Below are 23800 nucleotides of genomic sequence, written 5' to 3' on the forward strand. Positions count from 1 at the left end.
TAATAGACCTAGAATAATCTCAACCACAGGATTTTCGTACCACATAAAAATAATTTTCCTTCTTTATTATTTCCAACTATTCGTTAAATTCTAATTTGTAACAAGGGACTTCCTTCATTTCTATCCCTGTTCGCAACATATCTTTTTTTGAAAATTTCCAGTTATAACTTTCACCCTCAACACGAATTTTTAAAAGTGTTTTCGTTTCATCTACAACAACACCAAATTTGCTATTTTGATAACAGCCGAGTGTCGGCTTTATCACGCAAGAGCAACCTATTAAGGAAGGTGATATTTCCCTATATTTAGCCATCTATTTATTCCAATTAAGAGATGCTCATTGCAAAAAAATAATATCTTCCAATGATACGGATAGTAATAAATCCTTATACTCAAATATACGCTGCCATTGTAAGCCTGAATAGCTACAGAAGTCTTCTTGTATCAATTCAACAAGAACGTCCAAACAATCGCTTGTAAAGTCATAATCGGCATTACAATACAAAGGAAAATCTTTAGTACCTATTATTTGGGCTGGGACAATTTCAAACCACTCCCTTCGGTCATTGATTCTGTGATCTGACAACCTAAAATGAGCAATACTTTCGGCAATGCGCTGATCTGAAACAGCCCACACTGCACTTAGGTTAAATGGCAATGGAGTATTGGTTCTATAAAGCTGTTTTCTTCTCTCTATAGGGTTAATGCTAAACCCAACTTTAATGTCGTTGTGGTTCCTTGGGTCTCGCATTATGTAAACATGCTGCATATTTGTTCCAATATTAATTATTAACAAGCTCTAAAGCTTTTCTTCCTGAAATCGATTTTAATTTAACTAAGTGCAGAGCAAGACGTTTCACCTTGGGAAAAGCTATTTTAAACCTGTTCTCTATGAAAAATTTAGCATGTTGTATTTCCGTGTCTACAAAACCTTGAAATTGCATATTGTTTGATAATTTAATTTTATTTAGAGACCCTATATGTTCTTTATATTCACTGGAAGCTCGGTAATAATCCAAAAACTCAACAAATTCAGTATTATTTAAAGCTTTCTTTTTGTGAACTAAAAGCCAATGATAATAATGCCCAGACATATACACAGCACTAACATTTTTTAAGGGGAGTTGATTAATAAAGTAATTCCTGCCCTCTAGAGAGTTATCTACTTCAATTTTAGATATTGAAGAAGGGTCGTTTCCACTTAAAATGTAATACACATAATGAGCGGCTTCGTGAACTGCTGCTGGAGTCACCTTTACATCGTCACTTGCAACAACGGAAAAACTAAACCAAGTAGATAAAATTAAAAAACGTCTAAAATAAACAAATACTATTCCAATACTCATTAAATGGATTTTTCTTCATTGTGCATAGGGTGAGTGCCACCTTCAAGATGCCATTTAGCTATTTTGTCGGCATCTTCCTGTTTTTCTGCCGTGAACCAAACAGATACATCAAGATCATTAGCTTTTTCGTTGTTTCTAGCTAGGTTCGCTTCATCTGCACTGTTATAGGGTCCTATAGCAAAAGACATTCCATCAGGTTTTGCTTTGATTCCAATCCAATATTTCAACATTTAAATTAATTCCTATATTACGATATGTAGGGGATCTACAAATTAGCGTTAATCAAAGGTAATATCAAAGCCTAATAAATCATCATCTGTCGCTAGGCGATCAATTAAACCTAGTTCATAGCCTCTCGCAAGGTGTTCGTTGTAAAGTCCTACTGGTATGGTATCTGAGTTTTGGTTAAGCAACCATCGTGATCTATGCCTGCCATTATCGAAAGTAATCGAACCATCAACGCTAATAAATACACAGGGTAATTCAAAATGAGTCATCACCATAGGTTCAGAATAATAAAACCAAAGCTTTCTTGGATTACCACTCCATTTATTGATGCACAGTTCATTTTTTGTATACATAGCTTCGAACTTTTTACTTTTAACCCAAACGGCAATTTTATTTGGTCTAACTGTTTTTATTTTCACGCCAAAATCCATAATAAAATGAGATCACCATAACCCCAAACAATAGTCCCAAAAGCTATTAAAAAGTGAGTTGTATATTGGAATAAAAAAACTTTGTTGATAAGTTTTTCACTTGAATACTTTGGAGAGTAATCAATACAATTCAAATTAGGTGTACAGTTAATCTGCGTTATAAACTGAATAGCTCTGACCTCTAAATAAATACCTACGATAGTGATAATTGAGCCACTTCTTTGTACCCATGTATGTAATAGATCACTTGTAAAATTAAAATAGAAAGCGCCAACAGGTAGCAAAAAACAAATTATTACTAATGAAATAAAAAAATTAATTTGATTATCAATACTCGCTGTAGCTATATTTAATTTTATTTCCTCGTCATTCATAAAACTCCAATTCTATGCTAATAAATGAGACCAGACTTAATATATAATAATTAAGTCAATAGCTCACCTCATGTTTATGAGGTGAGCTAAATATTTGATTAAATAGTTTTAATCAAAAGTAGCATTGTATTCATCTTCTTCATCATCGAGTACACATCTCAATTCAAAAATAATTTCCAAACAGAGTAATAACTTATCCCTGTTTGATTTTTCCATTGTCTCTTCATCAATTCGCTTAACTAATTCAGTGTATAATTCTGTCGGTAGTCTAGATAAAGATGATCTCATTGCGATATTGTTTTCACATAGTTCATTAAGGAACTCAATATTTCTTTCTATATTTTTTACTTTACCTAGCTCTAATAAGATTGAAAGAAGAGCAAGACCGTAAAAGTTAAAATGTATATCACGAGAGTAAGGATAATTAACCCAAGCTTGTTCTGATAAATAGTCATACCAACCATCGCTATTTTTTAACGCTTTTGCCAACGCTAACTCCACCCCTTCATCCGTCAACTTAATATCTTCTAAGTAACAAGTTGGAGGTATTTTTCCATATCTACTTTCAATCTCTAACTTCTTAATAACGGCTGTAAGCTGGGAATGAACTTCGAAAAAGTGAGGACTAGATAACTTGTTGAAAATATCTATTTCTTGATTTTCTATGTCTAATTTTAATAACGTACTTAATGTTTTTCTATATTCATTTTTCCCTATATGCTTTCTATATAGGCTTTGTACAGCCCCATCTTTCAATAGTGCTAAATCATCATGTGCTCTGTATGAATTATTTAAAATATTAGCAAAGTAAGAATTTAAAGCATTTTTAATATCGGCATCCGAAATCCAACTTAATATTCTCATTAAATTAGATTTATCATTATTATTAATGTCGTGAATTAAATTAGTTTGAGGATATAGCTCTGGTTCCCATCTTTGGAATGAACGTACAATCTCAACCATTTCTTTTTTATGTAGTTCAAATTGATTAAAACTTATTTCATTTATTAATTTTATAAATAAGTATCTTCGCTCAACTTCAACATTCGTATCATGCGATTGATTCAAATTATAAAAGTGATTTGGTTTTTCTTCTGTCTTCGAATAATCCCATACAGGCCAATAAATTAAAGCATTGATTGCACAGCTAACAAACTGACTGTTTACATCAATAATGTCATTATAGGTATCTTCTATGCGCTCGTTTACCCAATGCTCTTCAGACGTTAATGGGTGTTCAATTGCTTCTGAAAAATCATTTCTTGCGAGAGCTTGAAAATGAGAGTGTTTATTTTCTTTAAGTCTTGAATGATATATGAGTGAGGTTATTGCCCAAGCGATACCATTCTTAGGATCAAGCCCTGTTGATGTAATCAGTGCTGTTAATGCTTGTTCGTTATCTCCCAGTTCAAAAAATTTCTCACCAATTTTATGATAAATAGAAGAATGGTCTTCACCTTGTTCTAATTCTTCTTGATAGCCAAGAAGCTCATTCCAAGCGCTAAGTTCAAAAGTATTTGTTAAGTCTAGTATTTCACTATTATTAGTCTGTTCTTGCATTAATTCACGTAGACTATCTTTGGTAATATCTATAGGTTTTTTAGCTAATATGGCATTAGAGAAGATAGGTAACTCTTTTAAACTACTTTTGGAACGTTCAACACTTTGTTTAAATGTGTGTGTCTGCTTTATTACCTTTGATTTAAAATATCCTTCATCAACGCCTTTTAATAACTCCCTATATGCAGCTAAAGTATTTGATGTACCTCTACCGAATAAACCAGAATATTGTAATAATATAGCAAGATTATCGACTATGATTTTTGCCTCTTCAGATACATAAGTTTTTTCAACTCGGTTGTTTTCACTTTCATAATCATTTCTTTCATCAATGATAAATCGAGTTTTAAAGTCTTCTTTCTCTTTTAAAATATCTCGAATTTTATTTGATATCGCTGAAGATGAATTAAATCCAAGACTTTTCACTAAGTCAGTTAGTGCCAGTTTATGACTACTCATAATTAAACTCCTTTTCTTTTAATATTTTTAATTTTTCTATCGTAATGGTTATGTTTACAGACAAAAACCTCTCCAGTGCCTGTTAACAAAACCCGATAATTAGTGCTTATTTTTATTGAGTAGTGGCTTTTCATACCAGCTAATTTTTTACTTATCTTATGCTGCGGATCAAAAGACTCAACTAAAGATTTTGCTTTTAATAATACCCAATTTGGACACTTTCCTAAAACGGTCATATTTTTCATTTTCGTTCCTAATATTAAGAGTGAAAATAAAATATCAGCGATACCAAATTGGTAGCCTAAATAAATTTTAGATATTTATAAAAATAAATTTGGACCTTATATCCTATATTTTAAAGCAATTCCAATCTTCGTTATTTTATATATCCCTTTAATTACATATACATTCAATATGTTTATTGAAGAAGAAAGACTGTAACAAGACTGTTTTCTTATTCGATGTTTTAAATCCCATTTCTTTTGTTGCTTAAAATCATTTTCATGATAAATAAAATATATGCTTTCTGTGATATTTAAGGATGAATATAATGATCATAAAAATGGAAAAAGTATCTTTCACCTCTAACAATTTATTAGATGGAAACGGGCGTGGTAGCTTAACAGCACACGTTTTATATCTTATTAGAGATAAGGAAACAAAGAAGTATTCAAACACTCGTTCTGATTTATTTTTTAAGATAAATCCTGTTATGGCTGATCTTGGAAGCAAGTTAAAGTATGACGGTGAAAATATGAGTGAATTAGAGATTGAAAATACGGTTAGGGAATATTGCCAACAACAACACGATTATATTGTTGAGAAGTACGTTAAACATAGCCGTAAAAGAAGAGTTCTTGATAAGCATAACGAGTGTCTTGATACGAAAGGTGAAGACTCACTATATTACTTAAAAGGTAACTGTACCCTTCAAATGGAAGAGTACCAAAGAATATTAACTCACGCCAAAGGTGATGAGGAAAAAGCTAAACAAATCATAGATGAAATAAACAGTGATTTTTTAGCAATGTATATCAACGAGGTTAAGAAACAACGAGGTATTAAAGGTAATAAAACTAAAATTAGCGACATTGAAAAGATGAGTAATTATCACATCAAAAATGAAGCTAATCCTCACATTCATTTCTTTTGTCATAGCTTTGATCCTGTTACTAAAAGATGGGTTAATCCTATGGCATTCGCCTATACAAAACAAAAAGTACATATAGCTTTAGAGAAAAAATATAAGCAATTCTTAAATCAAGGTATAGCAATAGGTGCTTATAAAAATGAAGGAAAAATCGCATTAAGAGAATATCTTGCGGAGTCTATTAATAACGGTAAAAACTGGAAAGAAACGAGACAAGATTTTAAAGATATTAAAAATGAAATTCACAAAGCAATAACCAGCAATAAATCAACTGGGGCAATAATTTCAGAGCTTAAAGCTAAAGGAATACATCTTAATCCAAAGGGAAAAGATGCAAATAAAAAATACAAAATGAACATTGAAATTGATGATTCAAAAGTAGAATTAAACACAGAAAGTTTTTCAACTAAAAACAATAAATTATTCGATACAAATATTAAAAAGTTTATGGAAAGAGTTGAGTTTGACCAATTAAACAAATCAACTAAATTAGAGGACAAGAGCGAGAAAATACAATCAGTGCTTGAAGAGGTACTGGCTAGAACTAAGAACAAGCTAGAGCGTGATTTAAGGAATGCTAAACAGTCTGATCACAAAGCTATTAAACAAAAAGCTTTTAAAGAATTTACAAGGGGGGCTTTAAAGGCAAGTCTGGTTGTAAACCTCAATAAACAAGGTAATTTACTATTCCATAAAGTTGATGAAAACTCTTTTAAAAATAATGATGGAGTGATTGAGAATAATGCTAAAGCGAGAAAACATAAAGCTTCAATGTTTACTAATCCCGAACTTCAAGGTAAATCATTAATCGGGCTATTTGAACTTGATGAAGAATCTATTATAAAGCATCAAAAAGAATTATTTCAACTAATGCCTAAAACAGCTAAATATAGAGATGTTGTGTATTTTAATGCTAATTTTTTGGAAATGAATTCAGTAGATAAAGAATACCGAATAATAGAACAATATAAAAATACACTTAAGCGCTTTAACCTCGAAGTGAAATTTGATGAACAAGAGGACTTTTTCTTATTTGATAAAGACGGTCGAGCGTTAATAAGTCAAACTTATAATAATGATAACTCATCATCTATCTCAATAAACAACTTACACCCAAAACTAGCTTCACCTATTTTATTATCAATGCTACAAGAAGATGCTAGAGCATTATCAGACGATAAAAAGCTTGTTATTTCTCCTGATAGAATGACAAATGATTTTGACACATTAAGACATTTAGAAGTTGATTTAATGTTCTCAACTGATGCGAATAGTAAAAAGATTCAAGTTGATTATCCTAATAAAATCACAGATCAAAAACTTCAAAAAATGATAGAACAAAGGCTTGATAAAGAGCTTGAGCGTTTTGATAAAAATGTTAAGAAGTTCAGTAAAAGAAAAACTAAATATACGTTTACAGAAGCGAGTGGTATTCACTTACTTAACAATCCTAATTTCTTTGATTATCACGATAAAATCAAGGAGCAATTTAATCGTCAAATAGTCGAAATGATAGCGGAACAAGGGATTACAGAAATCAAGTTTAGCAACAAAGATGATGCATACTTTGATGCTAATGAAAAAGAGTTATTAGAGCTTGCTGGCGAATTACCAGAAGAGAAGAGAAAGCTTGTTGCTAAAGTCATTAAAAGTAATAAAACGCAAAATATTAAGAACGATGCGATTACCATATCGAGAAAAGTGAAGCCCAAAAGAATCTGTATCTAAATATGCAGTTACGTGCGTATTTCCTTGGTAATTGTATGCTATATTCTTTGAACTAACCTTCTGCCAGTGAGATAAAAGTGCTAAAGAAAATTATTAAAATTGAAAATATTAAGCAATGGCAACATAAGGGAGGGTTAGATCAATCATTTGTTAAACTTAATTTGATTTATGGAAGAAATGGTTCTGGTAAGTCTACGCTATGTAAGTTATTTGAAGCTATAAATAACAATGATAAGGTTGCTATCGAATCTCAAAGACCGATAGAAACATCAGGCAAACAAGAGTTGAGATTTCTAATGGAAGATCAAACAGTCAGTCTTAGCTCATTGAAATGTTCTAGCAAGTTTCAAATTTTCAACCAAGCATTTATTGATAATAATTTATATATATCCAAAGGTACTGATAAATCCCAACTGGTTAATTATTATGAATTTTCACTGGGGATGGTATCTGTCGCCCATGAAAAAGAAATTGAGCGTCTAAAGTCTGATAATAATGTTTTAACTTCTAAAATCACTCCGCTATCTAATAAAATTACAGGGCGATTTTCTAATAAAAATATAGTTAAAATCAAGGGAATTAAAGTTTTTAAGAATGAAAATTCAGAACTAGAGAAGCTTCAAGAGCAATTGCAAGATATCAAAAGTATTGAGCATTTTAGAAAAAGACGTAAATTAGTATCATTGAGTATCGACAAACCAGAATTAAAAACAGGTGTATTTGTTACTACAATCGAAAATCTATCAAAGGAATCTGAGGATAAAATTTCAAAACATATTGAACTTAACCTTAAGGAGCAAGATAGTTATTGGCTAGAAACGGGAAAAGATTTAGTAACAGATTCAGATAATTGTCCGTTCTGCGCTCAACCTCTTTCAACATCACCGATTTTTCATTTATACCAAGAATTTATGAATGAAGCATACCTTAATGCCAGTAATGATTTTGAGCTTGAGGGTGATAAATTTGAACTAAGTGTCCGTGATATAGGTGTTAAGTTAGAAGCATTAGAAGAGCGAGTAAAATCCAACTCTGACATAATCAGAGAATGGTCAGATAGAATAGATAGTATTGACCTCACTCATGATTTCAAAGCTCTTGACCGTTTTAGTACAAATTTGGTTTTAGAATGTGTAAGGCTAATAAACCTTAAAAAGAAAGATTTACTTGCAACGATTGATTTAACTAAATTCAATAAGATATTTAATGAAATATTTTCAAAAATTAATTTTGATGCATATAACCAATATCTAAGTATTTTCAATGAATCTATTGATCATTTTCTTAATGGATTAGGAACAGAAACAAGTCAATCAATTCAAACCAAAATAGATAATATACAGGAATCACAACTAAGGCACAGTGATGAAGTTGTGAACGACTTAGCAGACTTAAAAGAGTTAGAAGGTGATAAAAAGACGAATACTAAGACGATAAAAGACCTTAGAGAGAAGATTAACGATGAACAAGAAGAGAGCATTGGAAATCATAAGGATGCAATAAATTCATTGCTGAAAAATTTTCACTCTATGGTTCGTTTGTCTGAATTAAAAAAGGATAATAAGGGTGGTAAAGGAGCAAGTCGAGTTACCTATGCTATTGCTTTTATAGATAACGAATTATCTATCCTCAGTAACAACGAACATATTTTTGAACATGTCTTAAGTTTAGGTGATAGGTCTGCTTTAGCTTTGGCATTTTTCTTATCCAGATTCTCAAAAGACAATGATGATAGGTCCATTATTGTTCTTGATGATCCTATGTCCTCCTTGGATAGTTATAGAAGAGATGCAACTATCATTGAAATAGGGAAGCTTATTGATAGTAATTATCAAACTTTTGTCTTGAGCCACGACCCATTCTTTTTATCTGATCTCTACAAACATTCGATTTTATCTAAGTATACAAATTGTTTTGAAATTGAAGCTTCTTATAAAGATTTAAATCCACTGGATGCCAACAGCGCACAGTATATATCAAGTAAATTAGTAGATAGAGAAAACTATGATTCATATGTTATTCATTCCTATCATAAAGAATATAATAAGCTATTTGAATTTGTAGCTGATGGGAACGAAAAACAAAAAGTTGAAATTGCCAGATCAATAAGACCAATACTTGAAGCTTATTTAAGGTTCTTGTATCCGAAGCAATTTATAAAGGGTTATTGGCTAGGGGATATGATTACTAAAATCCGCCAAGAAACTAACGAAAGTAGCCCTTATTACGATAAGCATAATAGATTTTCTTCGATCGAAAGAATTAATGATTTTTCAAAAAATTATCACCATGCGGACGGATTTGATACGAAGATACAAGATTTAGATTATCAGACTGTTAAATCTTATGCAAAAGAGACGCTCTGTTTTATAACTGGTGTTTAGTGTTTTTGTAACGGTGCTATCGAATGAAATCACTACACTTTTAAAGGTACATTCATTTCTAAGGAAGTGTAATCATTAGCAGGTTTACACATCTCATCATGGTTAATAGCTAATGATAGATACATAATAGAGTTTCTAACCAATTTCATAAGCGTGAATAGTCTTAATTCAAACTCTTCATCTGTGATTAGTAAGGAGTGCTTAGAACGTTTCTCTTTATCAGTAAGTTTGATTTCTAATTTATTCAAGGCTGAATCAAGTTTGTTTTTTTCTAGATCTAGCTTCGCTTTAGTATTTAAATCGCCAGCCTTTTTTGCTTGTTTTATTTTTGGATAAATACACTCAAGCTCGTGCTGAATCGTTATTTTCTTTTCTATTAGTTCATCAACATATCTTTGATGAAATTCAATGCTACTTTTAGTCAGTGTATGACCAAAAGCATCAACAATTTTCAAAGAGCGGTGCTCCATAGCATTTCTTATCTCACTAAATGCTTCAATATCTGGATCAAGCCAATAAGATTCAGACTCGGCTTCAAGCTCTTTTGAGTTTGAATTACGAATATCTTTCAAAATAAAGAATAGTGCGTGTAAAAAATAATTTTGACTATCAATAAGTTTTTTATGTGGTTTGAGCTTACCATTTTTTATTTGGCCAAAAATATTATGAAAATAAATTTTTGAATCTATTTTATTTAGGTCATAAAAGGAATTTAAGAAATAGGCTATTTTATCAAATATAGAATAGAGAGTTTTAAAGGCCGTTTTATAATGCTGGGATTTAAGGTTTGTTAATGAGTGAGTCATATCATCAACTCGATCATAAGTGCCATTGAAAAAGTGTTCTTGCTCATTAGAAATATTCAAGGAAGAAAAAATCAAATATCTTGAGTAACAGTAGTCATTTTTTATTTCATCAAAATTACCATGATAAATTAAATCTTCATTATACGTTAAAGTCCTATTTATACTCTGTGTAATGGTAGGTAGCGTAAAGCAATCAGTATAAGTCAGCTCTGTTTTGTATAAATCATTTAAGTCATTAAGAAAAAGTCGATGAGCACCGCACCATCTTAGATAGTCTTTTTGTTTTTTAGATTTAAAATCTTCTTTATAATTATCAATAAGGCTAAAGTCATACTCTTGAAATTCTGTTTCAAACCATAATTTGAATTTGAGAAATTTCCCATCTTCTGAATAAGCTTTTTGATGCTCTTCTTCTAGGTTATTTAAACTTTCAAACCCTAAGCAAATTAGCTTATACGCTTCAAAATAGTGATAATGAGAATGGAACTTGTCATATAAGCATTCGGCAATGAAAAAGGCATTATTAATTTTTGCGATAATGGCAACAGGGTTATCATTAATATCAAGAGCATTATTCCAATGCTCTAAAGCACATATCGCTCTTCCTTGACTACTTAAGTAATTAGCAAGATTAGTCTCAATTCTGCTTCTAAGATTTAACTGAATAACATTTGGGTCTTCAATATGTTTTATGGCGTAGAGGGCTTTACGGAAATTAACCACAGCTTTGCTTAAATCTTCTGAATACCAATCACTATCACGGTAACGATAAACATCAGAATAGCAATTTGCTAATGTGTAAAAATACCGAGCTTCAAGGAAATAATCATCAAAAGTGAAAGTCTTTTGATCTATAGCCTTAACGAAACTTGCTAACTCTTCTTTATTACCAGATAGGATTAATTCATCTGCTCTTGCTTCAAATAAAGCCATTGCCGAATTGTCTATCAAAACTAGCTTAGTATCATCTTCCATAAATCACTCTAAAAGGCAGCAGTCGCTATCTTTGATTTTTTAGTTATAGAGCTACGATGAAGCTCCTACTGTTCATATCAGAATATCAAAAAATCATCCTAAATACATTGTGAAAAAAACTATATTCGGTTTTTCATCATTTTTGTTCCTTTAGATTTATTTTCTTGTAAAGTATTTGATTCACCTTCACTTTTCGTATATTCACTCATATCAATATTATTTTCATAATATAATTTGAAATATTTACTTATCAGCAAAGTGAAAATTAAGATCAGTTGTTTTCGATATAATTCAGTAAGCTTCATTCCATCATTTGTAGAGGTATCTACATTGAATAAATCACTTAACAACATATTATTTTCTGATAAGTATCTATTTAGAGCCTTGGTTACTTGCTCTTGATTCTTATCCCTAAATAGTTTGTTTGTTAGATGAAAATCTAAATCCTTTTCAAAATATGGATTGAACGTAATTATTTTTTCAATATGCCTAAAAACAAAGTTACAAAATGGTGTTTTATCTTGCTCCAATATTCGCAAGGGAAGCTTTTTAAGTTTTTGTCTGATTAAGAGATCTGATGTTGCAGGTTTTATTGAATATTTAGTGCTACCTGTTATCAGTAAATTAATTAAAGGTTTTGGAATAGCGAAAGGCTTAACAACGTACATCTTATTGTTAAGTAGATTCATTGAGTACATAAATCCAATATTTAAATTTTCACTTTCAAAATGATTCACAGAACCATTTTGAATTTTAATATTAAAATACTCTTCTGGGGAAAGTTGAAAATACTCTTCAAGCTCTGAAATATAATCATCGTGAATATATTTTTTCAAAATATTCAAAGTCGTGGCATTAGGCTTAAATTCAACGAAATTAGGATAAAGTGATTTTGACGATTTAAAACTGAAAATTGAACCGTGATTATCATTAAAGCTTTTAATTTCATCATCTTTAATCTTCTTTAAGCGTTTTTCTTCAACAACTCGTTCACGCTTTTCATCGGCAATATTTTCTTCATTTGTTTTCGGTATTAAATGTTCGTTTCTTATTAAAATCAAGTCAGGAAAACATTCATTAATTGCTTTATCAATATGTTTATTTAAGTAATGTAATGCATTTTTTTGAGCCATATAACTAGAAGGATTTAAGATTGAGTTGGGGTATCTTAAAATAATAAATGTTGGTTTAAACCCCTCATTTATTTCTACGGTAGCTTTTATTCCTGTGTAATTATTCCCAGATAACTTACTTTTTAAATCTTTTAAGAATAATACTTTCTTATCTTTTTCTTCCATAACTTTTCTCCATTTATAGATCTATTACCACGGAGAAACAATAACTCAAATACAAAAGAGATTATTACTTGGTGTATATATTTTTTAACCTTTATTTTATGTGAAATATCGGCATCAAAATTTATATTGTCATTAAAAAACAAAGTAATAATTTCAATCAAAATAGCTATAAACAAAGCTTTTAAGGAAACAGAAGTAAATTATCACTGGAAGTTTAAGTTGTTGTAAATTAATGTTTCTTGTAAAAAACAAACTAGATGATTAAATATAATCAGGAGTATATAAAAAAGGAGTTTTAATATGAAAGATACAATACACCAGATAAATAATTATAAAAGTAGGTATGATTTTAGAGATTTATTTTTAGTTTTAAATCTTAAACAAGAAACATTAAATCACTTGTTGGAAGAACTAAACTCAATAAATGTCCAAATAAAAAGTTCTATCAAGCTGTTCAAAAAAAACAAAAATAAAAAGAATAAAGATATTTGCAATGAACACATAAAACATAACAAGCAGAAAATTACAGAGCTTGAACAGATATTAACTGGTACAGGCTTAATTAAATCTCTTGAAAGTTTAACCGAACCTGAATTGTTTGATGATTTAACAGATCAGTTAGGATTGGCTACAACAGCTAACAGACTTCACGGTAACGCTCTTAAAATGAGCTTTCATCTTATTCAAAAAGACAAAGCTATAATTGAAAAGTTAAATCAGGAGCTTCAAAAGATAAACATAAATTACAAACAAGCTATATATCTTGTTAAATCTGTTATTGATAATAATGAAGATGATTATTTTCAGATCTGTAGAATCATTGAAAAAAACTTTTTAAAGCTTCCAATGGTATTAAATAAAACGGATTGCGAAGAGGCGATTATTGGCTGTTTGAGAGGTAGTAAATATTTAGAAGGTACACACCCCAAATTTAACCTTATTCATAATAAAATAGACTTCCCTGAAATTTATCTAATCAAAGTTGCTATATCAAAAGCATTACACTAATAAATACCGAAATAACGCTTCTGTATGGTAGTTCAAATATCACTAACATCCATTTGAGGATGTGGTTATGATGTATTTATTCAACTAGTGACGATTCTCTGGAAATAAAAGATGCTGTTAGAACAAATGCAAGGATATTCGCTACCCACTTTAGCTGCTTGGCCTCAACCGTGGTATGAAAACTGTTTATGGCAAATGTATGAGTTAAAGCTTTGTAAAGATGGCAGTTTAAAATGGTATCTCGGCCACATTGAGCTTGAAACAAAACACGTAAAAGTTGATGTTTATAACTCATATGAATTAGCTGTTGAAGTTGCTGTAGAAAGAAATAAGGGACTATTAGGAAAAATTACCAATCTTAATTTTCCTATAAGAGAAAAAGAGTCATTACTCTTGAAAGTTGAAAAAATAATAACCAAACAAAGTCGCTTATTTGGTGAAGAGCAACTAATGCTTACAGAAGGCATCCGTAGACATCAGAAAACACCTCGACCAACGAACAACGACATTGTATTACCAGAAAATGGAGAAAGACTTTTAGAGCCATTAATGGATATATTACAAGAAACTCCATATATAAATTTTGTAAGACTGAAGAGATATGGAACGAGTTTACTCAGAGAAAAGGAACATGATTGGTCAACCAGAGCAAAACATACTAAACAAACGGCTAAGTATTTCTATAGAGAAAAAATAGCTGCTGCATTTGGCTTTAATGGAGACGAACACTGGGGAAAAACAAAATCTAAGATTAGAGAAATTCTACTCCCAAGAGCAAATCAGTTGCTTCAATTAGCTAGCGTAAAACGAATGCTAGCTGAAGCTGAACAACAAGGAAAAAAGGTTGTTGTAGCTTCAGGCTTTGTATTCTGGTTTGAGGAAAATGACAATATAGGCTGGATAGTAAAAGAAGTTAGTTATTCTGACGCTGAAAAATCTGGAAATACGCTTTGGAAAACAGGAACTATTCTATCGAAAAATCATGGACGAATTGTTGTACTTCCTTATGAGAAAGAAAATGGAGAGTTCGTTCAAGGTCATACTAAGAATGCGCCACATGATGGAAAAGCAAAACCAAGACATCCTAAAGAGTACATAGAACTTCCATACGAGGTATTAGAAGATGATCTGATGATAGGACTTTTTGGAGAGCTTAAGTATGAGTAATAACTTCCAATCCCAAATAGCTCTTATGGTCTGATATATTTATATTTGAAGCATTTCTAGTGACTTAGCCTGTTTAAAATTAACAGTACCTACGTAACCAACAATACCCTCTCTTTCAGGTTCAGACTTTGCTGTTAAGTATGCTTGAACAAATTGAACATAGCGACTATCAGTGATCTTCAACGAGGAATGAGAAAGTTCGATGTTGAATGCAACTACCGAATCAGAAGGTAGAGACTCTTTTTCTGCATTTAATGAAAAATGTGAACGCTTCGCTGCATCTTTTAATAATTCCATTTGCTTTGTTAACTCTTGTATAGAGTCGCTTGATATAACAATATCATCCATATATACACTAATGTTTAAAGTTGAATTGTTTGAACATGCTTTAATACATTCACCTAATGTACTGTTATCGAGGCATACTGAGGCTAAAATAGGGGACTGCACAAAGCCAAACGGTAGAGAATGCGAATGTTTCTCTAGTTTATAGTGTTTAACTGTAGAGGCCATTGCTATTTCTCTAGCTTGTTCATATCCAAAGTTTCTTTTAAGAGATCTTGTAATCCGACTTCGGCTAATGGAACCAAAGAAATCACTAATATCAATGCTCGCAAAATAATTGTCATTTAAATGTGAATGCAAGGCTTTAACGTGACCACCTTGATTCAGGTGATAAAAATAATTAGGAGCATGCCAAACACTTTTAACTTGCTTGGCTATTCGCTCTCCAAGGACTCTAGTTGCTGTTGATGGGATATATACCCACGAACCTGGCTTAACTTCAAATTTATGAATCCAAGGTGGTTCAAACGACATATCAGCCAACGTACCTGTTTAGATGAGTAGTAAGTAGCCATGTTAAGGAGTTCAATAGCTACAGGTAAAAATTCACCTGTAACTTTTAGTAGTTTAACTATCAAGATAGCAACCACTAAACGCTCTTTAACGAGGCTATGATTTGAATTATTATTCATAATCACGCCCTCCGTATTATCCTGACGTGCCTAGCGCAAGCGCATGACTAAAACTAACTTTTCAGGACAACCATTATAAAATTGAAATCAATAAACATTGAAAGCAACAACATAGCATCCATAAGAATCACAATGTGACAGCTACAGAGGGGGCAACAAGTGCCTAACATCAGGAAAATCAATGATATTTTTTAGTAGGCTTGCTGTCAATGTATTTCAGGAGCTAAACACATATAAAATTTAAAGACAGAGAATAGAACAGGCCCGTTAATTCCCAACTCTACCGACCTAAAAGAGTAGAGTGCTCGTGTTGATGAATAATTAATGTGGTCAGAGCGTTTTAAATAGACGTTTTGCCTTTATTTTTGTAGTTAGGAAGTAGTTTCAAGTTAGAATTCCAACTACAGCTTATGAAGCTGTCTTTGATTATCTGATGTTTAATTTTCTAATAAGGGAGTGTTAAAGTAATTTAGAGGTTTCATTTTTACCACCTCAAGACTATCAATAGTCTTATCATCAACAACTTTTTTAGCAATACAGAACTCTAGCAACATTACAGCCGTTGCAGAAACTTCTTTTTTTCCTTTTGATTTAAGTATCGCTTTAAATCCTTTAGTCTCAACAAGTTTTTTAAAGGAAGGTCCGTAGTTCTTAGCAGTAACAACCAATTGATCTTTATTTTCCTGTAAAGTAGTAACACCGACTTTTTCAATCAAAGAGTTATACAAATCAAGATATTTAGACTTAAACTTGATTCCATCTAAAATTAAATAAGTTCTCCCTAGATTTTGACCTACACCTTTTGAATCATTAGTTTTTTTACCTACTTTTTTCATCAGTTCATTAACTAAAGAAATATCAGCATATTGGAGATTACTTATTATCCAAGGTAATAATGCATTTAAAGTATCTGTAATGATTTCAGGGTTTTCTTCTTCAACAATATTTATAAGCTGATCATTGATTTTTACTTTACGCTTAAGTTCAGCCATTTTTGCATCACGCTTTTCTTTATTAATTTCAGCTTGCGCTTTTGCTTTTTCAGCTTGCTCTGCATCATATTTTTTTAGTTCAGCTTCAACATCTATTTTTTTTATTGGTATATCTTTAGTCATAATATATTCCACATAACAATCATCTTTTAATAATATAAAATATAGTTATTAAAAGATATGTCTAATCTATATGGGTTTTTATATTCTGAGTTTTGAATTTTTTCTATTTGTATTTCTATTTGATTTATTCAATGAGTTTTTATCAGGCTCACTTTCTTTCGATAATATATCCTTTAAGCTTTCCATTTCTTCATTTCTATCAAATGTTTTTTTAGTATCTTTTTTTATTTCTAAATCATCATCAAAGCTTAAATCATCAACGTTGAATACCTTATCAAAGTCTTGTTCTGGGGCTGGTAAAGTAGGTATCTCATTATTAAAATCATTCAAAGGCGAGTCTGGTGAATGCGCCAGTAACTTAAGATCAGGATTATCAAAATTTTCTAACGCTAACAATTCTAAATTATAATCAGAATCGGACATTTCATCATCATAGCCAATTGAAGATAACTCTAATTCATCATCAATATTTTCTAAAATATCATCAGTGTCACTGAGCTTAAAGCTGTTCTTTATTGCTGTTTCTGGTTCAGGCTTATCAAGTTCATCACCTAACTTTAAAGAGTTTCTATTCTTAACTTCATCAATAAGTTTAAGCATCTCTTTACGTTTCGGACAGCCGCTAGCAACCTTAAGTGTATCTATATCAAAATCATCTTCATCAACTGCCATAATTAAACCTTGCTTGAAGTTATCCATAAAGTCAGGGTTATCTACTTCAATATCAGTAATAACAGGTTTGTACTCTGAAAGCATTGCACTAATTATTTTAGAGGAAGCGTTAGGTGCGGCTTCTGCACCTTTAACTTTACCAAACAATGATTTTTTAACTTTAATTGCTAACACACCATCAAGATAATAATTGTTTTTTATTTTCTCAAATGGTGAAAAGTTTCTTTCATTAACTTCTCTTAAAAAATCGGCACGTAGTTTTGATTCTTTGATTTCCTCTTCAAGTTCTAATTCAGACTTTTCAAGGTCTTTTTGAGGATTCGCTTTTAGATCAAAGATATTATTAAAATCATAAAGTTCTTCAAGTTTTGGGTTAAACACTGTGGGTAATTTCATCTTGAGAGATTTATGATCCATTTCAATCACATCATCAAAATCAGCATCTTCTATTTCATCGTTTGGTATATTTGTTCCATTATTCATAATTAACTCCTTTTCAATATCTATATATTACTTATTACATATATTTCGATATTTGAAAGAGACAGACTACATCCAGAAAATAATTATTAGTATTTACAGTACAAAATATAAAAATGAATGTTTTTTTGAACGAAATATATCTACTTATTTTTTTAATTCTTGTAATAAGTATGTTGCTTGAGCATCAACTTTATCTAATAACACTTTAGGTAGGTTTTTCATAAGTATTAAAATTGATATTAATACTGATAAAAGAGCAGGAATATTTAATATTTGAGATGTGATTGTTGCACCCATAGCAATTATATAATCAGAGATAAAATCAAAAATAACAATAAGGGCTATATCTAGTTGAGTAAATATTAATAAAGATATAATGCCGATCAATAGTATCTGCGAGAGATCAATTATAAATTCATCATAAAGCTCTTCAACGCCACTAATCCCTTTTGAATATCCGTTGATGTAAGCTCTATTAAAGACAATTAGAGTGTTAATCATAGTGGCGTATACTTTCATTAAGAATGATAGGAAAAAGCTCATTGGAACGCCAAAAACAATGTAGTAAAGAGTAAATCCAAGAACCATTAAAGCCCAAGCGAGATTGTTTAAGTAAGCTACAATTTTCAATCCAAAATATTCAAGTATTAATGAGGTAGTAAGCATCGCTTGTGCGCCCCGTGCTGAAAAATAAGGACTGCTTTTAAAGTAATTATCAAAAGCTACAGGAGCAAGAACCGCAGAGACAGCACTTACTGAAGAAGCATATTTCCCCAATCCTTTTTTAGCCATTTTTAACGCTTTTCCTTTCGGTTTTGAAGCATTGAATGACATTAACATTGCGCCACTTTTTAAACTTATAGCCCATTGAATAACACCTGTGCCTAAATCAGTTAATTCTTTAGTTATTGAATTACACTTAAAATTAGAAATAATTTCATTTGGCCTGTTAAAACACGTTGTTATACGTTGAAATACTGAATTTAGTGAAAAGCCTGAAACCGTATCTAAAATCTCATTTAAAGAAGGCTCTGTAAGTTTTGAAATATCTATTAGGTCAATAGGATTAACGACTTCAAAACCATAGTTTGTATTATCTCTAATAAACGCAATAGAGAAATCAGCGTTTTTGTTAAGAGTTCTATCTGTAAAACCAAGACCTTGAATACTTGTTTGAGAAACAACACGATGCTTCATAATATCACCTGAAATATCAATATAACTAGAAAGAAGCTTATTGATTATATGAACAGGTGTCGCTAAAAGACCTAAATTAAAGCCATTGTCTATATTCTCTCTCGCCAGCATTTGAACACTTTCAGCGCAAGTAAAATAACTTGAAGCACATAAACCTTTTGTTTCTGATTTAAGTTCATCAAAAGTCATTGTGAAGTTGTTTAAGCCAAAGAGCATAGCGTGTCTGTACTTTAACTCCCCCTGATTTGATAGTATTTTATTAGCATCAAAATTAGGGTTTTTATAATGTTTAACTAAAAAGGTGTGTGATGCACATTGGGAAGCTACTTCAATATAAGTATTAATAACACCCAGATCCGCACCTGATAAATCATGAGTGTAAATTGAAGAGCAGTATTCCTTATAATCTTTTTCAAACATTGAATCTTTGAAATATAGATTATCAAAATCTGTAAAATCAGAAGTCCTTGCATCATTAATCGCTATTTGAATATTAGAAATATTCTGATTAACTTTAGTGCTGTGATTGAATAAAGCATTAAAGTAATCTTTAACCATTTCTTTTTCTTGCGATGCTAAATCAATACCAAACATATCAGCTTTTTTATTTAAACTTTCGTTACTTAATAAAGTGATAGTTGTTGCTTCTCCGCCCATTTCAAAGCGAGCAGAGTATTTTCCTTCTTTGAATTCAACATTTAATTTAGTATGTAAATCAACCGATGATGACCCAACATTTTTAATAAAAGCATTGGTGATAAGCTTGAAATCATTCATTAAAGCTCTAGGCTCTGCAAGTTGAACTGAATTTATCGTTACTTCTTGGCTGTTATTTACTTGCATTACTTTTTCAATATCATTAATAACTTTACCTGTTACCGATTGCATAACATAACGTACAGGGTTAATTTTGTGGATATGACCAGTTGACGTTTCAACTTCAAATGTACTTAATGGTGAAGATAAATATAAAATTAAACACATAGCAAAAAATCTGCTGCTTGTATTCACATCCCTAGTTCCAGCCATTGATTTCATAAGAAATTGAGTGGCAAAAAATAGTGTAGGAAATACTATAAATGACAAGAGAACTTGATCCAATATTTCAGAATATGAAGCCCATTTTGTTGATATTTCAGGTGAAACATAATTTTGAGAGCGAATAAGGTTTTCATCTTGTAAGTAAGGGAATACTGAATAATAAATATCAGCTATTACCGTATATTCAGAATTAAACATTATTTGATTTACAGCAGAAGATTGAAGTGTAAATAATGAAATAAAGGTAAGGAAAAAAGACCAAGCTAAAGGTGTTTCTATAGCCGAATACATTGCTCTTATTTTTTTAAAATTAACTTTAGGAGCAAATAAATAGGATAAACATAAAAAAATTAATGATTTTTTTATCAATGAAAAGCTTCTACTAATAATGTTTATAATTGATAATTTCCCCGACCTTTGTCTCATAATTCTTTCCTTGTCTTACAGTCAGAATTATCACATACAGGGTATATTTCAATTTTCATAATATTAAGAGCAAAAAAAAGACTGTATCAACAGTCTTTTTAATTTCATTAAGCCAGTAATTATTTTTTAGAATCTGGTTGTTTTTCTTTCTGGTTATCTTGGGTTGGTTGATTAGATTGTTTTACTAATTGGGTCGAAGCGTATACCGCTGTATAGAATTTAGCATTTTCTTTTTCGTTAATAAAATCTTCAACTCCTTCTAATCCTCCTTTGATAGCTTTATCAACAACAGGCTTGAATTTACTTATTATATATTTGAAAAACCATTTAATACCGAAAATGATTATTGCTAGATTTAGAAGTATTTGAATAGCAGGTAAAGCTATACTCATAATGATAGAACCATCATCTACACCTGCTTTTGCAGTTTCAGAGATGAACGGAAGAATATTTAAAATCCAAGTTCTTAAAAAGTTATTTAGAATAACGATTAAACCGACTGATAGAGTAAATAAAGGTGCATAAATAATAAGATTGAAGCAATACATTAGAGTATTGTGATAAGTCTTTGTGCTTTTCCCTATGGCAATTCCAACCATAATTGCATTTAAAATAAAAAAATCGACATAGTTCAAATATAGCATTTGAGATAATTGAACATAAATCATAAATACTTGTTCTATTTTAAAAATAAAATCTAATAGTGCTGATAAAACTAGTGCTATTACACTGGTTATAATCATAAAGTTTGAAACACCATTAATCATATTTCCTGCTGATTTTATAGCATTATTAAAAGAGACTTTTTTCTTCTTTTTACCCATGTTAAAAGAGGATTTAGCTTTATGAGTGGCAACCCCATCAAGAGTTAGAGCACTAATTTTTCCAGTAAAACCGACAGCTAAACCAAATGATGCCCCTGTTTTTAAATTAGAGCTTAAGTTTTGAATTTCAAGAACACCGCTATAGTCTTTTTGTTCATCAATACAAGTATTGCCATCGTTACAAGTCATTCTTTTAACGGAGTTAAACACATTCGACATAACGTGTACGCCAGTAGTAAAAAGATTTTCAACATTAGATACAGAAAATAATTCCTCTTTATCAATATTATAACTAGAGGTGTCTGTAGCGACTTCTAACCCTATTGATGAATAATTACTTGGTGAAGAAGATTGAGAAATATCTATTTGATCGAAAATTGGAGTCATAAAATAATTGATATAAGCCGATTCATAAGCAAATAAATTAGATTCAGTAACATCGTCTCCTGATGAGTAGTTAGGTAGTGCTTTGGCAAAGCTAATATCTAATACATCATTTAATTCAGAAAACATTGTTAAATATTCATTGGATTGAGTATTTGTATATTTATAAAAATCACCCATTGCAAAATAACCACGATTTAAAATTCTATTTACGTCTTTTTCAAAGTTGTATAAGTTATCAACTATCGTTAAAAAGAGATCATCAACTTTTTTATATTCTGAAATTAAATCTGTTGTAGAAGCACCCACTAAGTCCCTGGTCTTTTCGACAATACGAGCAATATTAGTGTCGATTTCAAATTGATTGTCATTGTTATAAATTTTGTTTGAAGTGGATGATGAAATGAGTTTTTCATTTTTAAAATCAACACAATCATACTGACTCATATGTTGAGTAGTATCGAACTCTTCAATTCGATTAATTGTATCGTTAATTAAATCGGCTCTTGGTAAACATATTGATTCATTTATGTTTGAATAAATTGCATCTGAATTAGATAAGAATGATTCTAGGTTACTGGAATCAAAATCAATAACAGGTTTTGTACCTGCTAAATAATCTGATCTTCTCCCTGCTTCATAATCAACTTCGACAGAGCCGACTAACAGACCTTTTTTATATTCGGATAAATAAAGAATAGCCAACTGCATCAATCTTCTTTTAGCTTTATCTGTATCAAAATACTTTGACTTATATTTTGTTGAAATTATGTTCCAACCTGATTCTAAAGCTTTAGATTTGATTGTTCGGTGAATCACATTATTAAAATTAACATATTCCATTATTTCCAATAACTCTGGTGATATTATGTTTTTATTTGTTTTGATATCCCCACAATTGGCAAAAGATATAGAGTTAATAACACCGTATTTATCGATCAAATAAGATATTTTTTGATTGGTTCTTTTTTCATAAAACTTTAAGTATGGAATATTCTTTTTGTAGTAAAAATCCACAACACTCTTTTGGGATATTAAGCGATTCTTTGTATTTTCAAGTCGCTCAAGATGTGATTTTTGGTTATTAGATAAACAAATATTTATCTTATGCATTGCTTCAATATCACGAAGAGCTTCATTTTTAGAGCTGTTACTAATACTTGATTTCTCCATTCTTGTTTCAGCAAGCTCTACTGTTGCACCTAATGTAAAAATAAATTGACCTACAGCATTAGTTCCATTTTTAAGCCTTACTGAAAAATCATCTGATGAATAAACGTAGTAAAACAAACTGCTTAAAATTAAAAGCATTAATGTAGTATTTAAAAACCTTGTTTCTTTACCTTCTACGCCTTCTACAGCAACACTTTTTAAGGACTTAACTAAAGCTATAGGTACGATAATAAACATTAAAAAAGATAAATAAGATAGAAGAATTTCAGCGTAAACCTTTTTACTATGTTGAATACTTTTTGTGTTTGTATTTAACTTTATTTGACGATTGTTATAAGTATTAACTTCATCTTCTGTAAGGTGAATACTAGCTTCATAAACAGGCTCATTCAGAGGATTATAAGATATAACATTGATTGATTTTGAAAACTCATTTAATGGTTTACAAGATTTTGTAGTAACTTCCAGTTTATTATTTTCATCAAAACAGAGACTTTCTGATTGTTCAGAACAGCCCGATAAGATTAGTAATAGTGGAATAACTATTATTTTTAGCAATGTTTCCTTTTTAAATATCAGCATAATTCTTTCCTT

The 23800-nt window shown here is 30.7% G+C and carries 19 protein-coding genes; 4 read left to right on the plus strand and 15 right to left on the minus strand.

Translation table 11 applies throughout. From position 1 onward, the window contains the following. Positions 1 to 76: 76 nt before the first annotated feature. The 8 genes from I6F48_RS00345 to I6F48_RS00380 all read right to left on the minus strand — a co-directional run bounded on the left by I6F48_RS00345 (position 77) and on the right by I6F48_RS00380 (position 4643). Positions 77 to 313 carry a hypothetical protein gene (locus I6F48_RS00345; RefSeq protein WP_197118576.1) on the minus strand — a complete coding sequence of 79 codons (237 nt, stop codon included), beginning with the start codon at positions 311 to 313 and terminating at the stop codon, positions 77 to 79. A gap of 24 nt (positions 314 to 337) precedes the next feature. After that, on the minus strand, positions 338 to 769 hold the full coding sequence (locus I6F48_RS00350; RefSeq protein ID WP_197118577.1) for a GIY-YIG nuclease family protein: 432 nt from the start codon (positions 767 to 769) through the stop codon (positions 338 to 340). 13 nt (positions 770 to 782) lie between these two features. Further along, a complete protein-coding gene (locus tag I6F48_RS00355; protein WP_197118578.1) occupies positions 783 to 1346 on the minus strand; it encodes a hypothetical protein in 564 nt (187 codons plus the stop codon). Continuing rightward, on the minus strand, positions 1346 to 1576 hold the full coding sequence (locus I6F48_RS00360) for a hypothetical protein (RefSeq protein WP_197118579.1): 231 nt from the start codon (positions 1574 to 1576) through the stop codon (positions 1346 to 1348). The genes I6F48_RS00355 and I6F48_RS00360 overlap by 1 nt, the downstream gene beginning before the upstream one ends. A 48-nt stretch (positions 1577 to 1624) precedes the next feature. Then, on the minus strand, positions 1625 to 1993 hold the full coding sequence (locus tag I6F48_RS00365) for a hypothetical protein (protein ID WP_197118580.1): 369 nt from the start codon (positions 1991 to 1993) through the stop codon (positions 1625 to 1627). After that, positions 1990 to 2379: a hypothetical protein gene (locus I6F48_RS00370; protein ID WP_197118581.1), complete on the minus strand. Its 390-nt coding sequence runs from the start codon at positions 2377 to 2379 to the stop codon at positions 1990 to 1992. Before I6F48_RS00370 ends, I6F48_RS00365 begins: the two co-directional genes overlap by 4 nt. Before the next feature lie 108 nt (positions 2380 to 2487). After that, a complete protein-coding gene (locus I6F48_RS00375; protein ID WP_197118582.1) occupies positions 2488 to 4398 on the minus strand; it encodes a hypothetical protein in 1911 nt (636 codons plus the stop codon). A gap of 2 nt (positions 4399 to 4400) precedes the next feature. Then, entirely contained in the window at positions 4401 to 4643 is a 243-nt protein-coding gene (locus I6F48_RS00380) for a ParE family toxin-like protein (RefSeq protein WP_197118583.1), read from the minus strand. Positions 4644 to 4948: 305 nt separating this feature from the next. On the opposite strand from I6F48_RS00380, the gene I6F48_RS00385 reads away from it, so the two are divergent. Both I6F48_RS00385 and I6F48_RS00390 read left to right on the plus strand, forming a co-directional pair. Further along, complete coding sequence (locus I6F48_RS00385; protein WP_197118584.1) at positions 4949 to 7276, plus strand: hypothetical protein; 2328 nt, start codon at positions 4949 to 4951, stop codon at positions 7274 to 7276. A 77-nt stretch (positions 7277 to 7353) separates the two neighbouring features. Continuing rightward, entirely contained in the window at positions 7354 to 9660 is a 2307-nt protein-coding gene (locus I6F48_RS00390; protein WP_197118585.1) for an AAA family ATPase, read from the plus strand. A 32-nt stretch (positions 9661 to 9692) separates the two neighbouring features. Here I6F48_RS00390 and I6F48_RS00395 read toward each other — a convergent pair whose 3' ends face one another. Together I6F48_RS00395 and I6F48_RS00400 are read right to left on the minus strand one after the other, a co-directional pair. Then, on the minus strand, positions 9693 to 11441 hold the full coding sequence (locus I6F48_RS00395; protein ID WP_197118586.1) for an LA2681 family HEPN domain-containing protein: 1749 nt from the start codon (positions 11439 to 11441) through the stop codon (positions 9693 to 9695). Positions 11442 to 11560: 119 nt separating this feature from the next. Then, positions 11561 to 12739 carry a hypothetical protein gene (locus I6F48_RS00400; RefSeq protein ID WP_197118587.1) on the minus strand — a complete coding sequence of 393 codons (1179 nt, stop codon included), beginning with the start codon at positions 12737 to 12739 and terminating at the stop codon, positions 11561 to 11563. 300 nt (positions 12740 to 13039) lie between these two features. Between I6F48_RS00400 and I6F48_RS00405 the strand changes: the two genes are divergently transcribed. Next, positions 13040 to 13747 (plus strand): hypothetical protein, encoded by a 708-nt coding sequence (locus I6F48_RS00405; protein WP_197118588.1) that lies wholly within the window; start codon positions 13040 to 13042, stop codon positions 13745 to 13747. A gap of 111 nt (positions 13748 to 13858) precedes the next feature. Beyond that, complete coding sequence (locus I6F48_RS00410; protein ID WP_197118589.1) at positions 13859 to 14914, plus strand: hypothetical protein; 1056 nt, start codon at positions 13859 to 13861, stop codon at positions 14912 to 14914. A 39-nt stretch (positions 14915 to 14953) separates the two neighbouring features. Here the strand turns inward: I6F48_RS00410 and I6F48_RS00415 are convergent, their stop codons facing one another. From I6F48_RS00415 to I6F48_RS00435, 5 genes are all read right to left on the minus strand, one after another. Continuing rightward, positions 14954 to 15733: a reverse transcriptase domain-containing protein gene (locus tag I6F48_RS00415; protein WP_197118590.1), complete on the minus strand. Its 780-nt coding sequence runs from the start codon at positions 15731 to 15733 to the stop codon at positions 14954 to 14956. Between the two features lie 595 nt (positions 15734 to 16328). Next, a complete protein-coding gene (locus I6F48_RS00420; protein ID WP_197118591.1) occupies positions 16329 to 17006 on the minus strand; it encodes a hypothetical protein in 678 nt (225 codons plus the stop codon). A gap of 78 nt (positions 17007 to 17084) precedes the next feature. After that, positions 17085 to 18161: a hypothetical protein gene (locus I6F48_RS00425; RefSeq protein ID WP_197118592.1), complete on the minus strand. Its 1077-nt coding sequence runs from the start codon at positions 18159 to 18161 to the stop codon at positions 17085 to 17087. A 144-nt stretch (positions 18162 to 18305) separates the two neighbouring features. After that, positions 18306 to 20825, minus strand: coding sequence for a hypothetical protein (locus tag I6F48_RS00430; RefSeq protein ID WP_197118593.1), 2520 nt, complete (start codon positions 20823 to 20825; stop codon positions 18306 to 18308). Between the two features lie 119 nt (positions 20826 to 20944). Next, complete coding sequence (locus I6F48_RS00435) at positions 20945 to 23788, minus strand: hypothetical protein (protein ID WP_197118594.1); 2844 nt, start codon at positions 23786 to 23788, stop codon at positions 20945 to 20947. Between the last annotated feature and the right edge of the window lie 12 nt (positions 23789 to 23800).

Origin of the sequence: Pseudoalteromonas sp. SWYJ118, assembly GCF_015864505.1 — a bacterium.
In the GTDB taxonomy this organism is placed as follows: domain Bacteria; phylum Pseudomonadota; class Gammaproteobacteria; order Enterobacterales; family Alteromonadaceae; genus Pseudoalteromonas; species Pseudoalteromonas arctica.

What these genes read in the sequence shown, in the direction of transcription:
- I6F48_RS00405 (WP_197118588.1), top strand. Translation starts at nt 13,040, where the DNA reads ATGAAAGATACAATACACCAGATAAATAATTATAAAAGTAGGTATGAT.
- I6F48_RS00355 (WP_197118578.1), bottom strand. Translation starts at nt 1,346, where the DNA reads ATGAGTATTGGAATAGTATTTGTTTATTTTAGACGTTTTTTAATTTTA.
- I6F48_RS00370 (WP_197118581.1), bottom strand. Translation starts at nt 2,379, where the DNA reads ATGAATGACGAGGAAATAAAATTAAATATAGCTACAGCGAGTATTGAT.
- I6F48_RS00435 (WP_197118594.1), bottom strand. Translation starts at nt 23,788, where the DNA reads ATGCTGATATTTAAAAAGGAAACATTGCTAAAAATAATAGTTATTCCA.
- I6F48_RS00400 (WP_197118587.1), bottom strand. Translation starts at nt 12,739, where the DNA reads ATGGAAGAAAAAGATAAGAAAGTATTATTCTTAAAAGATTTAAAAAGT.
- I6F48_RS00350 (WP_197118577.1), bottom strand. Translation starts at nt 769, where the DNA reads ATGCAGCATGTTTACATAATGCGAGACCCAAGGAACCACAACGACATT.
- I6F48_RS00420 (WP_197118591.1), bottom strand. Translation starts at nt 17,006, where the DNA reads ATGACTAAAGATATACCAATAAAAAAAATAGATGTTGAAGCTGAACTA.
- I6F48_RS00375 (WP_197118582.1), bottom strand. Translation starts at nt 4,398, where the DNA reads ATGAGTAGTCATAAACTGGCACTAACTGACTTAGTGAAAAGTCTTGGA.
- I6F48_RS00385 (WP_197118584.1), top strand. Translation starts at nt 4,949, where the DNA reads ATGATCATAAAAATGGAAAAAGTATCTTTCACCTCTAACAATTTATTA.
- I6F48_RS00380 (WP_197118583.1), bottom strand. Translation starts at nt 4,643, where the DNA reads ATGAAAAATATGACCGTTTTAGGAAAGTGTCCAAATTGGGTATTATTA.
- I6F48_RS00415 (WP_197118590.1), bottom strand. Translation starts at nt 15,733, where the DNA reads ATGTCGTTTGAACCACCTTGGATTCATAAATTTGAAGTTAAGCCAGGT.
- I6F48_RS00345 (WP_197118576.1), bottom strand. Translation starts at nt 313, where the DNA reads ATGGCTAAATATAGGGAAATATCACCTTCCTTAATAGGTTGCTCTTGC.
- I6F48_RS00360 (WP_197118579.1), bottom strand. Translation starts at nt 1,576, where the DNA reads ATGTTGAAATATTGGATTGGAATCAAAGCAAAACCTGATGGAATGTCT.
- I6F48_RS00425 (WP_197118592.1), bottom strand. Translation starts at nt 18,161, where the DNA reads ATGAATAATGGAACAAATATACCAAACGATGAAATAGAAGATGCTGAT.
- I6F48_RS00395 (WP_197118586.1), bottom strand. Translation starts at nt 11,441, where the DNA reads ATGGAAGATGATACTAAGCTAGTTTTGATAGACAATTCGGCAATGGCT.
- I6F48_RS00430 (WP_197118593.1), bottom strand. Translation starts at nt 20,825, where the DNA reads ATGAGACAAAGGTCGGGGAAATTATCAATTATAAACATTATTAGTAGA.
- I6F48_RS00410 (WP_197118589.1), top strand. Translation starts at nt 13,859, where the DNA reads ATGCTGTTAGAACAAATGCAAGGATATTCGCTACCCACTTTAGCTGCT.